Source organism: Hydrogenophilus thiooxidans, from assembly GCF_019049855.1.
Lineage (GTDB): Bacteria > Pseudomonadota > Gammaproteobacteria > Burkholderiales > Rhodocyclaceae > Hydrogenophilus > Hydrogenophilus thiooxidans.
In genome coordinates, this window is sequence record NZ_JAHLSY010000001.1 from 168,754 (window position 1) to 182,408 (window position 13,655).

The window sequence follows — 13,655 nt, forward strand, 5'->3', positions numbered from 1 at the left end:
AACCGATCGATGGATTTGCGCAAACTCAAGAAATTGATCGAACTCGTCGAAGCGTCCGGGATTGCCGAAATCGAAATCACCGAAGGCGAAGAAAAAGTTCGCATCGCCAAGCAACCCCCGGTTACCCTCCCGCCGGTCACTGCCCCATACCCCGCGGGCGCAACGGTCCACGCCACACCGGTACCCACCGCCCCACAAGCCACACCCGCAGTGAGCGCCCCCACCAACGAAACCGCTGCCCCAGCCGACCCGGGATTGCCCCCAGGTCACGTCGTGAAATCGCCGATGGTGGGCACCTTCTACCGCGCCCCGTCGCCCACCGCGCCCCCCTTCGTCGAAGTGGGCAGCCATGTCAAAGTGGGCGACCGGCTCTGCATCATCGAAGCGATGAAACTGATGAACGAAATCGAAGCCGACGTCGCGGGTGTCGTCAAAGCGATCCTGGTCGAAAACGGCCAGCCGGTCGAATATGGTCAACCCCTCTTCGTGATCGGATGAGACCGCGATGCGTCACACAAACCAACCTGCGCTCGACACAGTCCCTGAACGGCCTCCGTTTAGCAAAATTCTCATCGCGAACCGGGGTGAAATTGCGCTGCGAATCCTGCGCGCCTGCCGCGAACTCGACATCGCCACGGTAGTGGTCTATTCGGAAGCCGACCGTGACAGCAAACCGGTGCGCCTAGCTGACGAAGCGGTGTGCATCGGCCCTGCCCCAGCGGCGAAAAGCTACCTCAACATCCCCGCAATCATCGCTGCCGCCGAAGTGACCGATGCCGAAGCGATCCACCCCGGCTACGGTTTCCTCTCCGAAAACGCCGAATTTGCGCAACGGGTTGAAGCGTGCGGCTTCACCTTCATCGGTCCGCGCCCCGAAACGATCGCGATGATGGGGGACAAGGTCGCTGCGAAACGGGCGATGCTCGATGCCGGCGTTCCTTGCGTCCCCGGCTCCGACGGCGCGCTACCGGACGACCCCGACGAAATCGTGCGGATCGCGCGCGCAGTCGGTTTTCCCGTGATCATCAAAGCCGCCGGCGGCGGGGGCGGACGCGGCATGCGCGTCGTGCACACCGAAGCGGCGCTCCTTTCCGCCGTCGAAACCACGCGCAACGAAGCGCGCGCAGCATTTGGCAACGCCGCGGTCTACCTCGAAAAATTCCTCCAACAACCGCGGCACATCGAAATCCAAGTGTTGGCCGACGCCCACGGCAATGCCGTCTGGCTGGGCGAACGGGATTGTTCGATGCAGCGCCGCCACCAAAAAATCATCGAAGAGGCCCCAGCACCCGGCATCGACCGCGCCGCGATCGCCGAAATCGGAGAAGCGTGCGCCGAAGCGTGCCGCCGCATCGGTTACCGCGGCGCCGGCACCTTCGAATTTCTCTTTGAAAACGGGCGCTTTTACTTCATCGAAATGAATACCCGCATCCAGGTCGAACATCCGGTAACTGAACTCATCACGGGAATCGACCTCGTACAGGCGCAAATTCGCATCGCAGCCGGAGAGCCGCTGTGGTTCACCCAACAAGCGGTCACGCTACGCGGCCATGCGATCGAATGCCGCATCAACGCCGAAGACCCCTACCGCTTCACCCCTTCACCGGGGCGTGTCGAACAGTGGCACGCCCCAGGTGGCCCGGGGGTTCGCGTCGACTCACACGTCTATTCGGGCTACACCGTGCCCCCCCACTACGACTCGATGATCGGAAAACTCATCGTCCATGCCCCCACCCGCCGCCAAGCGATCGCCAAGATGCGCGGTGCGTTGCAAGAGCTCGTCGTCACGGGGATCCAGACCAACGCCCCGCTGCACCTGCAACTCATGAACGACACTGCGTTCGGCGAAGGTGGCATCTCCATCCACTACTTGGAGCAGTGGCTCGATGCCCGAGGCAAAAAGTAGCGCCGCCCGTTGGCTCGAAGTCCGCATCGTTCTACCAGCCGAGGCCGCGGAGCGGCTTGCCGAAGTCGCGCTCGACCACGGCGCGCTCTCGGCAACCCTGGAGGACGCCGACGCCGGAACCCCAGACGAAACCCCGCAATTCGGCGAACCGGGCGAAGCGCCGGCTACCTTGTGGCGGCGATCGGTCGTCGCGCTCCTTTTCGACAGCGACGCCCCGTGGTCGGAACATCTCGCCGCAATGGCCCACGCCGCGCAGGTCACACTCCCCGACGAACGCGAACTCGTGCCGATCGCCGAAACCGATTGGGTGCGACAAACCCAAAACCAATTCCCGCCGATTGCGGTTGCCGACGGCGCGCTCTGGATCGTACCCACCTGGCACGACCCCCCCGCCACCACGGCCCCCGTGATCCGTCTCGACCCGGGATTGGCTTTTGGCACCGGCAGCCACCCCACCACCCACCTCTGCCTGGAATGGCTGGTGCGCGAAGTCACCGCTGGCGCCTCAGTACTCGACTACGGGTGCGGATCGGGTATTCTGGCGATCGCCGCAGCCAAGCTGGGCGCCGGTGCGGTCACTGCGGTCGATATCGACGCCGATGCGCGCACTGCCACCCGCGCCAACGCCGAAGCAAACGGCGTCCCGCTCACCGTCCTCCCTGCCGATGCGCCCCTTAGCCAAACGTTCGACTTGGTGGTTGCAAATATCCTCACCCGACCGCTCATCGTCCTGGCACCGACCCTGGCAGCGCGCGTCGCACCGCACGGCAAGATGGCCCTTGCTGGAATTCTCGCTGAACAAGCTGACGCAGTCATTGCCGCATACGCCCCGTGGATCCGGCTCGCAATCGCTGCCGAACGAGACGGGTGGATTCGGTTGGAAGGAACCCGCTTATGAGCGCAGCGGACGATCGGCCCCTGCGTGAGGAACGCGTAAGCGCCAAACGCATCGTCCGTTGTCCCCATTGCGGCGCCACCTTCGCCACCAGCGACCGGGTTTTGGCAAAAGCCCAGGGATGGGCGCTTTGTGGCGAATGTTTCGAACCGTTCGACGCCCTTCGCGCTACCGTCCTGCAGCAGCCTCCGGAGGTCCCCCCTGCCACGCACTCCGCCCAAAACGAACCCCAACCGCACGACGTTGCCAACGAAAGCGCCTCCTCCCCCTTACGCTCGAAAGACGAACCGCCCGCCCCATCGCCATTTGCTGTTGCGCCCGCAGCGTTTTCTGACACGGCGGCCCTTTCCAAACCGCACGAAGCGCAAAACCTCTTTGCCCGCGCGGTGGTGCTCCTTTTGGCGTCTCTCCTCCTTCTTACCGCGCTTGCGCAGGCTGCCTGGCTTGCCCACACCCCGCTGATCCGATATTTTCCCGAGCTCTACGCGAAAGGAACGGCGCTTTGCCGCACGCTCGGCTGCACGCTCACGCCGCCAGCAGACCCGGAGCGGCTTCAGATCGACGCCGCGCGCCTTATCAAAGAGGCGGAACCGGGGCGTTATACTTTGGAATTGACGCTTACGAACCGCGCCGCCTACCCGATGCCTTGGCCCCACCTGGCAATCACGCTCACCGATGGCCTAGGTCGGGCGCTCGTGCGCAAAAACCTAGCACCGGCTGAGTGGCGGGCTCCTCAGCAGTCGCCGTTCGCCCCCCAGCGCCGCATCGCAGTCACCCTTTCGTTGCAGATCGTCGAAAGCGGGATCGTCGGTTTTGAGGTCGTCCCGTTTTACCCGTAACCGCCCATGCCCCGCGCTGTCAGCGAGCAACGCGCGCATTGCCGTAACGGTCGGTCAAAAGCCGAACCCGTTCGCCAACCCGGAACCCCTCTCCTTCGTCCTCTTGGGTCACCGCCAAAACGCGGCCATTGTCGAGGCGCACCGTGATCTCTACCCCTGGGCGAGCGGTCACGGCCCCTTCCACCGCTTGGCCGGCCACGGCACCCGCTACCGCCCCCACGGCCGTCGTGGCAATCCGGCCCCGTCCGCCGCCCAAGGTGTTCCCCGCAAGCCCTCCCAAAAGGGCGCCAGTGAGCGGTCCGGCTCCCGTTTCCGTCCCCTCGAGCCGCACCGGGCGGATCGCTTCGATCACCCCGTATTGGACCTCCATCACCCGCCGCGCCTCGGAGCGGGCGTAGGCGCCGCCTCCCAAACTCGAAGCGCACCCGCTCACCAAAAGCGCACCCCCAACCAGCCCTACGAACGCCGTCCAAAACCGTTTGTCCATCCCTAGCTCCTTACTGCGCGTCTTCTGATCCACCATCCCATGCCGTGGGCTGCCTACGGCAGCGTTGCCCATGCCGCCTCAACCCCATAGTGGGCGCGCAATCGCGTCACCGCATCAGTCAAGGTAAGCGCATAATTCTGCGCGCCGCGCACCGCGATCTTTTCTGAACCCATCACCGCCCCGAGCCGCACCGCATCGGCCCAGTCGGCGCCAAGCGCTTTCGCACACAAGAGCCCGGCGCGAAACGCATCGCCACACCCCGTCGGATCGACCACCGCTCGCGGCGGCACCGCCTCGATCCGTTCGCACCGCCCATCACAGAAAAGATCCGCACCTTCTCCGCCTCGGGTCACGATCAGTGCCTCCACCCGCTCGGCCAACTGCGGCAACCGCAACCCGGTGCGCGCTTCCATGAGCTTCGCTTCGTAGTCGTTGACCACCGCCACCTGCGCCAGTTCGAGACAGCGCAAAAGCTCGGCACCGCTCAGGAGCGGCAATCCCTGCCCCGGATCGAAAACGAACGGCACCGCGAATTCGTGAAACGTTTCGCAATGGACCAACATCCCCTCGCGCCCGTCAGGCGCCACAATCCCCCACACTGCGCCCCAGCCGGGATCGATCGTCGCAGCGTGCGAACGCAGCATCGCCCCCGGATGAAACGCCGTAATCTGGTTATCGTCAAGGTCGGTGATGATATAAGCCTGCGCGGTCATCTCCTCGGCAAAAATGCGGATCCCCTCATCGCGCAGCCCCAACTGGCGTAGCCGCTCCAAATAGGGCCCCGCATCCTGACCCATCGTCGCGACAATGATGGGGTCCATTCCCAGCAACCGCAACCCATACGCGATGTTGCCGGCGCACCCGCCGAACTCCCGCCGCAATTCGGGGACGTGAAACGCTACGTTCAAGATATGGATCTGTTCCGGCAAGATGTGGTTGCGGAAGCGATCGGAAAAGACCATGATCGTATCGTAGGCCATCGACCCACAGACCGCAATCGGTAAAGGCACGGTTCCCCCTTTGCTCAGCGCAAAACTCGGCCCATTCTAGCGGTAAGGTGCCACCGGGTCAATTGCGCCCGATCGACGACCGTGATCTTTTTTCGCGCCGTGTCATCAAGCTGTCACACCCGTTCGCTAAGCTACCTGTGTCTTACACAACCGGGAGTCCGCCGATGAGAGCGTTTGACGAGCCACTGAGCAACGAAAGCACCAATCCAACCTTTCACGAGATCGTCACGCAGGTGGCGGCCAAACGGCGCACCTTGCTCAAAGGGGCGGTTGGCAGCGCGATTTTGGCCCTCTTTGCGCCCTGGGCGAACGCCGCCACCAGCCGCGGTGCCGCCGCAGCGGTTCCTGGCGCACCGCAAAGCGTCAAACAAACGAGCACGCTCCTTGCCCCATTCGGTCCCAGCATCCCCACCCATTCGGAAGATCGTGTCACCGTGATGCCTGGTTTCAAGATTCGGGCGATCCTCCCGTGGGGTGACCCGCTGACCCATCCCAACGCCCATTTCAAACCGGATGGCAGCAACACCGCCGCCGAGCAAGCGCAGCAGATCGGTGACAACCACGACGGGATGCACCTCTTTCCATTTCCCGGAAAAAATGACGAAGGGCTCCTTGCGCTCAACCACGAATACGCCAATCTGGAATACCTCTATCCCGCCGATTTCCTACCCCAAGGAAAGATCAGCGAGGAGCAAGCGAACAAAGCGATTGCCGCGCACGGGGTTTCGATCATCCATCTGCGGCGCGGGCCAAACGGCTGGGACAAAGTGCCGGAAAGTCGCTACCACCGCCGCATCACTGGCGCCACCCCGTGCGCGCTCACCGGCCCCGCTGCAGGTCACCCGCTCCTGCAAACGCAAGACGACCCCAGCGGCCGACTCGTCCTAGGAACGCTCAACAACTGTGCGAACGGCGTCACCCCGTGGGGTACCTACCTCACCTGCGAAGAAAACTTCAACGGCTACTTCGGAAATGGCAACCCCAACGATCCGATGCACAAACGCTACGGCATCGCAAATGGTTTCGGTTACCGCTGGCATGAAGCGATTGCCCGTTTCGACGTGGCCCGCACCCCGAACGAACCCAACCGGTTCGGTTGGGTGGTTGAAATCGATCCATTCGACCCAACCAGCACCCCGAAGAAACGCACTGCGCTCGGGCGCTTCAAACACGAAAATGCCGCGGTGACGCTCGCGAAAGACGGACGCGTCGTCGTCTATATGGGCGATGACGAGCGGTTCGAATACATCTATAAATTTGTCAGCCGAAAACCGTTCGACCCGACCAATCCGGAGGCGAACCGTGATCTTTTGGACGACGGTGACCTCTTCGTTGCGGAATTCACGAGCACCGACACGGGCAACGGCCGCCTGCTCGGGCGTTGGCACCTCCTTTCTCGCGCCAATCCCAAAATCGCATCAGACCCCCGGTTCCCCACGGACGCCGAGGTCCTCATTTTCACCCGTGCCGCAGCAGACGTTGCAGGCGCGACCAAAATGGATCGGCCCGAATGGATCACGATCCACCCAACGAGCGGCGAAGTCTTCGTCACCCTCACCAACAACAGCAAACGTCAAGCCGACGCCGTCGATGCCGCGAACCCGCGCGCGCAAAACGTCTGGGGGCAGATCGTCCGCTGGCAAGAGGCGGGAAACGACGCCGCTGCAACCGAGTTCGCGTGGGATTTCTTCGTCATAGCGGGCAACCCGGAAGTCTACCCGGAAACGGATCCCCGCGCCGGCTCGATCAACGTCACTCGCGAAAATATGTTCAACTCCCCCGATGGGCTGGCGTTCGATCGCCTGGGGCGGCTCTGGATCCAGACCGACGGCAATTTCAGCAACCGCGGCGCATTCGCCGGACAAGGCAACAACCAGATGCTCGTTGCCGACCCGAATACCGGCGAAATCCGCCGCTTTCTCGTCGGGCCGTCGGGTTGCGAAATCACCGGCATCACCTTCAGCCCAGACGGTCGCACGATGTTCATCAACATCCAACACCCAGGTGAAGCCGCCGGGCATCCGCGCGCCCCTGGTTTTCCTGCCGAAATGCTCGACACAGTGCTCAACCAACAACCCACGCTCTTTTCCGACTGGCCACACAGCCAATTCCCGGAAATCACCGGTGGCCGGCCCCGCAGCGCCACGCTCGTGATCGAACGGGAAGATGGCGCGCCGATCTTCGGCGCTGCCTGAACGCCAACGCCACAACCGCTTGCCCGCACCCCTGAGTGGCTGCGGGCAGCAGGGAACCCCCATCACACAGGGAACAAGCGATGACCGCGACCGACCCCACCCTCTGTTTTGCCGAAACCCCGCGCTATCGCCTCATCCTCGCCCACGACGACGCGCAACTGCTCGCCGCACAGCGGCTGCGCTACCGTGTCTTTGCCGGCGAGTGGGGCGCTCGCCTCAAAACCCGCAAGCCGGGCCTTGATCACGACCTTTTCGACCCCTTCTGCCACCATCTGCTCGTGCTCGACAAGAGTGACGATTCGGTGGTCGGTTGCTACCGTCTGCTGCCGTCCCGCAGCGCACGGGTCGTCGGCGAACGGTGCGCCGAAGCCGAATACGATCTCACCCGCATCAAACGGCTCGATTTCGTCGAACTGTCGCGCGCCTGTATCGCCCCCGAACACCGCACTGGCGCGGTGATCGGACTGCTTTTTCGCGGCATTGCCGCCTACCTGGCTCGCTTTCGCGTTCGCTACCTCTTCGGCTTGGCGTCATTCCCCTACCATTGCGGCCTCGACGCCGTGCTCGCGCAATACCGGACCCTGCGGCAAAAGTACGAAGCGCCGATCGAATTTCATGTCACCCCGTGGCGCCGCATCGAACCGATGCCGCTCGACGGCGTCGAACCCGCGCCTTGTCCCTCGCTCATCTTGGCCTACTTGGCCGCAGGCGCTTGGATTGCAGGCGACCCGACGATCGACCCCGATTTTCACTGCGTCGACTTTCCCGTTCTACTCGACGGAGAACGGCTCGCCCCGCGCTACCGCCGACACTTCTCCCGAAATGCGCTTCGTAGCGAATCGTTGAGTCACGCGTGACCCGTGAAGCACACGATGATTGCACCGCACCGCTCGACGCCCACCCCAAGCAGATACCGCTTGGCGTCTGCCCCCACATCTGCTACGCTTGATCGCTTTGAACCTTGCCTGGGTAAAGCGCTGCCGCCTTTGACCTTCGAAAACGCTACTACCACCCGACGCTACCGCACCGCGTGGTGGTGCAAACTGCGGCTCTTTGGCTGGCTCCTCCTTGGGCTACTCGCCACGATCACCCTCTTTCCGTGGCTTCGCCCAAGCCAACGTGCGCGCTTCCGATCCTTCTGGGCACGGCGGATTCTGGCCGCGCTCGACGTCGAGCTCGTCATCACCGGCGCCGTCGACCCAGGTGCGCTCGTCGTCGCAAACCACATCTCCTGGCTCGACATCCCAGTCCTCATGGCCGTGGCCCCCATGCGGTTCGTCGCCAAAAGTGAGGTACGGCGCTGGCCCGTGTTGGGTTGGCTCGCCGCTCAGCACGGCACGATTTTCCTTGCGCGCGGCTCCAAGCACCACGCTGCGACCATCGGCAAAACCCTCACCGCGGCGCTGCAAAACGGCGAAACCGTCGCCTTGTTTCCCGAAGGAACGACAACCGACGGCACCACCCTGCGGTCGTTTCACAGCGCGTTACTGAGTAGCGCCGTGCACGCCAACGCACCCGTGCAACCGGTCGCGCTCAGTTACCACCGCGCAGACGGTACCCCAACCACCGCGGCCGCGTTCGTCGGCGCAATGACCTTCTGGGATACCCTCGAAAACCTCCTTGCGGCCCGACCGCTCACCGCCCGCGTGCAACTCCTTTCCCCGCTTACCGGAAACGACCGCAAAACGCTCACCCGCAACGCCGAACAGGCGATCCGCGCGGCTCTGGCGCACGCGCAGGAAGAAGCCGCGTAGCCCGAGCACCGAGCGTGCAAGCGCTCACCCCTTCGTGCCACCACAATCGCTACACGCCACCGAAACCACCGCCTGATCCTCCAGCCGCACCGCGGTCAACCGCCCACCATAAACACAACTCGTATCGACCGCCATCACCGCCGCGTCGGCATAAAACCCCAGCAGCGACCAGTGACCGAAAACCACCCGATACGGCAACGCCACCCGTTTGGCATAGCGAAACCAGGGAACGGTCCCCTTGGGCGCGTTCGTCGGCGGCCCTTTCGCTCTGAGCTCCAAGGCCCCGCTCTTTGCATCGACGAAGCGCATGCGTGTAAAACCATTCACGATGTAGCGAATCCGTGGCATTCCCTCCAATTCGGGGTGCCAGACCGATTCCCCCCCTTTGAGCTGGCGCAACCAACCCAAATCGTGCTGCAATTTCGCAACCACTTCGGCGTTGGCCGCTACCGCGGTTTCCCAATCCCACACCGGCGGTAAGCCGGCGTGCGCCATCGCCCACCCCAACGTCCCGTCCCAGACCAACAGCGGCCGCGCCCGCAGCCAATCGAGCAAACGGTCCCGGTCTGGCGCGGAAAAGAGGGAATCGAGCGTGTCGTCTTTCGCGCTTTTTTTGAGGCCCGCCGCGCGCATCAACGCATAGAGATCGTGGTTGCCCAACACCGCGGTCACCGCCCTTTCGGGCAACGACGCGAGCAACCGCAGCACCTCGAGCGATTGCGGCCCACGATTCACCAAATCCCCGACCAACCACAAGCGGTCCCGCTGCGGGTCGAAACGGCACAACGCCAGCAACCGCTCCAACGCGGCGCAACACCCTTGGACATCGCCCACCACCCAGGTGGCCATCGCACAAAACCTCCCATCGCGCTATACTGACAAATGTGCGAACCTACCACATCTACGATCGCCTGTGGCGCTGGGCGCGTCCCTGGCTGGAAAAGCGGCTCAAACGGCTTGCCGAGTCGCGCCACCCCGGTTACGCCGAAGGGATAGCGGAACGATTCGGCGTCGTCACGTGGCCCGAGACCCTGGCGCGTCCCGTTTGGGTGCACGCGGTTTCCGTTGGCGAAACGCGTGCGGCACAGCCACTCATCGCGGCGATTCGCCGCCTGTACCCCACGTTGCCAGTACTCCTCACCCACATGACCCCAACGGGTCGTGAAACGGGCGCAAATGCGTGGAGCAGCGACCCACTGGTGCGCCAAGCCTGGGCGCCCTATGACCACACAGCATGGGTCGCCGCGTTCGTTGCCGCCACCCGCCCGCGCGCGCTCCTCTTGATGGAAACGGAACTGTGGCCCAACTGGTTGCGCGTCGCGCAGGAACAGGCGCTACCCGTTGCGCTGGTAAACGCTCGCATCTCCGAACGGTCGTTTCGCCGCTACCGCCGCTGGCAGCGTTGGTTGCCGCTTGCGTGGGAAGCGCTCACCCTGATTGCCGCGCAAACCGCGGATGACGCAGAACGTTTCCGCGAACTGGGGGCAAAGCACGTGGTGGTCACCGGCAACCTCAAATTCGACCAAACGCCGAACCCCGAACTGGTCGCGCTGGGCAAAAGCTGGCAACGCCACTTGGGCAACCGGGCGGCGTTGGTCTGGGCGAGCACCCGTGATGGCGAAGAGAAACTGCTGCTCGACGCGTGGGAACGGCTCCTCGAAACCTTTCCCCCGCAATGGCGCGCGCCGCTCTTGGTGATCGTCCCGCGCCATCCCGAACGGTGTGACGCGGTCGGGGCGCTTCTGACCCAACGCCGCTATCAGTGGGCCAGGCGGAGCGAAACGCTCCCGCACCCGGGTCTGGACGTTTGGTTGGGCGATAGTCTGGGCGAAATGACCGCTTACTATACGATGGCACGCGCCGCACTCATCGGCGGCAGCTGGAAACCCTTCGGCGGACAAAACCCCCTGGAAGCGATCGCCGCGGGCTGCCCGCCGGTGGTCGGCCCCCACGTCTTCCACTTCGCCGAACTGGTCACCACGGGCCGCCGTTCCCGCGCGATCGTCCAATGCCCCGATCCAGAAGCGGGGCTTCGTTACGCATTGCGGCTATTGCACAGCGCAGAACTGCACGCAGAACACGTCGCCCAAGGGGCACTTTTCCTTGCAGCGCACCGCGGCGCCACCGAGCGAACGCTTGCTGCCCTGGCGCCGCTCCTCACCCCGTCCGCCGCAGAGCGCGACTCAGCGGCGGACGGAGTCACCCCATTCACTCTTCCTCGAACAACGCATCCACCTGCGCCAAATCGGACGCCGCCAGCTGCCCCGCCGCGGCCTTGAGCTGCAACAGCGCCAGCAGCGTATCGAAGCGCGCTTGCGCCAGTTGCGTCCGCGCATCGGCCACTTGCGCCTGCGCGTTCAACACGTCGAGATTGATGCGCACCCCTACCTCGAACCCCGTTTTCGTCGCTTCCAAATTTTTGAGCGATGAGGCAAGCGCCGCCTCGAGCGCCTTCACCCGAGTGAGGCCGTTGGTCACGTTGAGATAGGCTTGCTTTGCCGCGAGCGCCGCCTGCCGCTCGGCCGCTTCACGGTTGCGCTCGGCTTGGGTCAGCAACGCAACCCCTTCGCGCACCTGCGACGTGATCGCGCCGCCAGCATAGAGCGGAATCGTTACCCGAACCCCAATCTGCGCCGCATCCGCTTCCACCGCGGCCAAACGCGACTGATTGAACAGCCGCTGATTGCCCACCATTGCTTCCAGATCAACCGTTGGTTGGTGACCAGCCCGCCGCCGCTCCAGCTCTTCTTTCGCAATTCGCTCGGCAAGCTTCGCCTGCACCACCGCCAGATTATCCGCGCGCGCAGCGGCTTCCCATGCCGGAAGCTCAGCTGGCTCTGGCGGCAGAAGCTTCACCCCGTCGCGCAGACGCGGATAACGCTGCGGCGCTTGCCCGGTGATCGATATAAGCGCGGCTTCGGCCACCGCCACCCCGTTTTTCGCCGCAACCACCTGGGCTTCGGCAAGGTCATACCGCGATTGCGCCTCATAGACGTCTACCACCGTGACGGTGCCGACCTCGAAACTGGCCTTCGCCAGTTTCAGTTGCCCCTCTGCCGCGGCCCGCAACTCTTCGGCCGCTTGCAATTGCGCCCGCGCGGTCAAAACGTCGAACCACGCTTTCGCCACCCGCAACACCAACTGCTGCTCTGCGTCCCGCCACTGCCATTCGGCGAATTCGGACTGCAGTTCGGCTTGCTTGGCCTGCGCCCAATTCTGGGGACGGTAGAGGGGTTGCGTCAGTTTCACGCCCCACTGATTGGTGTTGTACTGCTTCTCAAAAGGCCCGATCTCGAGGCGGTTCCAAAAGGTATCCGCAGACGCACCCAAAGAAGGCAACAAAAGCGCCCGCCCTTGCACCTCCTTCTCTTTGCCTGCCGCACGCGCTGCGCGGGCAGCCGCAATCACCGGATCGTTCTGCTCCGCCCAGCGCAACACCGTTTCCAACGGTTCGGCATGGACAGATGCGAACCACCCTGCACACACGCTGCTCAATAGCAACGGCAACCACTGCTTCGCCTTCATCGTGATTCCCCCTGCGCTTCGGGTTGCGCGGCACCGGCTTCACGCACCCACGCCACCATCCCGCCTTGCAAGTTATAGACCGCGTCGAAACCGTTCTGCTGCAAGAAATAGACCACTTGTGCGCTGCGCGCCCCACTGTGGCAGACGACAACGATCGGCCGGTCGCGCGGCAACGTATCCAAGGACAACGGAATCAGATGCATCGGAAGATGGCGCGCCCCCGGAAACGGCATCTGCGCCACCTCCCACGCCTCACGAACATCGATTACCTCGGGGCGCAACGTCTCCGTTTCTTCCGCCAGTGCCGTCTGCAACTCGGCTACCGTCCATTCTTTGATGGTCTGCCACATCGCCCGTTCCTCACGCAGCCTGCGCCAGCGCTGGCGAAGGTTCCACCAACATCGGCACCACAGTTTCGAAAACCCCCTCTTCACGATACGCGCCCGGCGCCGTGCAGACGAAACGGACCGCCTCCATCACCGGCTCCGTTCCGACGAATGCCAACAGCCGACCCCCTACCTTCAGGTACCGCAGCAAATGGTCAGGACGCTGCCGAAGACCACCCGTAAGCACGATGACGTCGTAGGTGCCTGCTTGCCACCATTTCGCACGATCGTCCGCGACCAAACCGTCCCCAACCATCACCTCGACATTGCGCACGCCTTGGTCTTGAAGACACCGAACCGCGTACTCCGCCAACACCCCTTTGCGCTCAACGGTCACCACGGAACCGCCCAAATGGGCCAAACAGGCGGCAAAGAACCCAGAACCGGTCCCCACTTCCAGGATGCGCTCGTTTGGCTGAATCATCAACGCCTGAAGCGCTTTCGCCTCGACCACCGGACGCAGCATCTGCTCCCCTTCCGGCAACGGAATCTCGACATCGGCAAACGCCAACGCGCGATGTTGCGGCGGAACGAACCGTTCACGCTTCACCGTCATCAGCGTATCGAGTACCCGCAAATCGAACACCTCCCAGGTGCGCACCTGTTGCTCGACCATGTTGAACCGCGCCTTTTCCCAATCCATCGGATCCTCCTGATT

At 63.5% G+C, this 13,655-nt stretch carries 14 protein-coding genes; 8 read left to right on the top strand and 6 right to left on the bottom strand.

Annotated features, from left to right (window positions below; all coding sequences use genetic code 11):
- The first annotated feature begins 9 nt into the window (after positions 1-9).
- From accB to KUL93_RS00830, 4 genes are read left to right on the top strand one after another with little or no spacing between them, the layout of a single operon-like run.
- Positions 10-498: an acetyl-CoA carboxylase biotin carboxyl carrier protein gene (accB, locus tag KUL93_RS00815; protein WP_217125229.1), complete on the top strand. Its 489-nt coding sequence runs from the start codon at positions 10-12 to the stop codon at positions 496-498.
- A 7-nt stretch (positions 499-505) separates the two neighbouring features.
- A complete protein-coding gene (gene accC, locus KUL93_RS00820) occupies positions 506-1,906 on the top strand; it encodes an acetyl-CoA carboxylase biotin carboxylase subunit (RefSeq protein ID WP_217125230.1) in 1,401 nt (466 codons plus the stop codon).
- The gene (prmA, locus tag KUL93_RS00825; RefSeq protein ID WP_217125231.1) at positions 1,887-2,804 is read left to right on the top strand and encodes a 50S ribosomal protein L11 methyltransferase; all 918 of its coding nucleotides are present in this window, start codon (positions 1,887-1,889) and stop codon (positions 2,802-2,804) included. Before accC ends, prmA begins: the two co-directional genes overlap by 20 nt.
- A complete protein-coding gene (locus KUL93_RS00830; protein WP_217125232.1) occupies positions 2,801-3,640 on the top strand; it encodes a zinc-ribbon and DUF3426 domain-containing protein in 840 nt (279 codons plus the stop codon). Before prmA ends, KUL93_RS00830 begins: the two co-directional genes overlap by 4 nt.
- Positions 3,641-3,659: 19 nt before the next feature.
- On the opposite strand, the gene KUL93_RS00835 is transcribed toward KUL93_RS00830, so the two are convergent.
- Both KUL93_RS00835 and KUL93_RS00840 read right to left on the bottom strand, forming a co-directional pair.
- Positions 3,660-4,127 (bottom strand): outer membrane lipoprotein, encoded by a 468-nt coding sequence (locus tag KUL93_RS00835; protein WP_249419155.1) that lies wholly within the window; start codon positions 4,125-4,127, stop codon positions 3,660-3,662.
- A gap of 53 nt (positions 4,128-4,180) precedes the next feature.
- The gene (locus KUL93_RS00840; RefSeq protein WP_346731607.1) at positions 4,181-5,107 is read right to left on the bottom strand and encodes a carbohydrate kinase family protein; all 927 of its coding nucleotides are present in this window, start codon (positions 5,105-5,107) and stop codon (positions 4,181-4,183) included.
- Positions 5,108-5,301: 194 nt separating this feature from the next.
- Here KUL93_RS00840 and KUL93_RS00845 point away from each other — a divergent pair, with 194 nt between their 5' ends.
- The 3 genes from KUL93_RS00845 (at position 5,302) to KUL93_RS00855 (ending at position 9,086) form a co-directional block, all read left to right on the top strand.
- On the top strand, positions 5,302-7,332 hold the full coding sequence (locus KUL93_RS00845; protein ID WP_217125234.1) for a PhoX family protein: 2,031 nt from the start codon (positions 5,302-5,304) through the stop codon (positions 7,330-7,332).
- Between the two features lie 80 nt (positions 7,333-7,412).
- The gene (locus KUL93_RS00850; protein ID WP_217125235.1) at positions 7,413-8,189 is read left to right on the top strand and encodes a GNAT family N-acetyltransferase; all 777 of its coding nucleotides are present in this window, start codon (positions 7,413-7,415) and stop codon (positions 8,187-8,189) included.
- A 15-nt stretch (positions 8,190-8,204) separates the two neighbouring features.
- Positions 8,205-9,086 (top strand): lysophospholipid acyltransferase family protein, encoded by an 882-nt coding sequence (locus tag KUL93_RS00855; RefSeq protein ID WP_217125236.1) that lies wholly within the window; start codon positions 8,205-8,207, stop codon positions 9,084-9,086.
- A gap of 24 nt (positions 9,087-9,110) precedes the next feature.
- On the opposite strand, the gene KUL93_RS00860 is transcribed toward KUL93_RS00855, so the two are convergent.
- Positions 9,111-9,935, bottom strand: a complete 825-nt coding sequence (locus KUL93_RS00860; RefSeq protein WP_217125237.1) for a symmetrical bis(5'-nucleosyl)-tetraphosphatase — start codon at positions 9,933-9,935, stop codon at positions 9,111-9,113.
- A gap of 35 nt (positions 9,936-9,970) precedes the next feature.
- On the opposite strand from KUL93_RS00860, the gene KUL93_RS00865 reads away from it, so the two are divergent.
- Positions 9,971-11,365 carry a 3-deoxy-D-manno-octulosonic acid transferase gene (locus KUL93_RS00865; protein WP_217125238.1) on the top strand — a complete coding sequence of 465 codons (1,395 nt, stop codon included), beginning with the start codon at positions 9,971-9,973 and terminating at the stop codon, positions 11,363-11,365.
- Here KUL93_RS00865 and KUL93_RS00870 read toward each other — a convergent pair.
- The 3 genes from KUL93_RS00870 to KUL93_RS00880 are packed head-to-tail and all read right to left on the bottom strand — an operon-like array spanning position 11,295 to position 13,640.
- Positions 11,295-12,611 (bottom strand): TolC family outer membrane protein, encoded by a 1,317-nt coding sequence (locus KUL93_RS00870; protein ID WP_217125239.1) that lies wholly within the window; start codon positions 12,609-12,611, stop codon positions 11,295-11,297. The genes KUL93_RS00865 and KUL93_RS00870 overlap by 71 nt on opposite strands.
- The gene (locus KUL93_RS00875; RefSeq protein WP_217125240.1) at positions 12,608-12,961 is read right to left on the bottom strand and encodes a rhodanese-like domain-containing protein; all 354 of its coding nucleotides are present in this window, start codon (positions 12,959-12,961) and stop codon (positions 12,608-12,610) included. Before KUL93_RS00875 ends, KUL93_RS00870 begins: the two co-directional genes overlap by 4 nt.
- Positions 12,962-12,971: 10 nt before the next feature.
- Positions 12,972-13,640, bottom strand: a complete 669-nt coding sequence (locus KUL93_RS00880; RefSeq protein WP_217125241.1) for a protein-L-isoaspartate O-methyltransferase family protein — start codon at positions 13,638-13,640, stop codon at positions 12,972-12,974.
- Between the last annotated feature and the right edge of the window lie 15 nt (positions 13,641-13,655).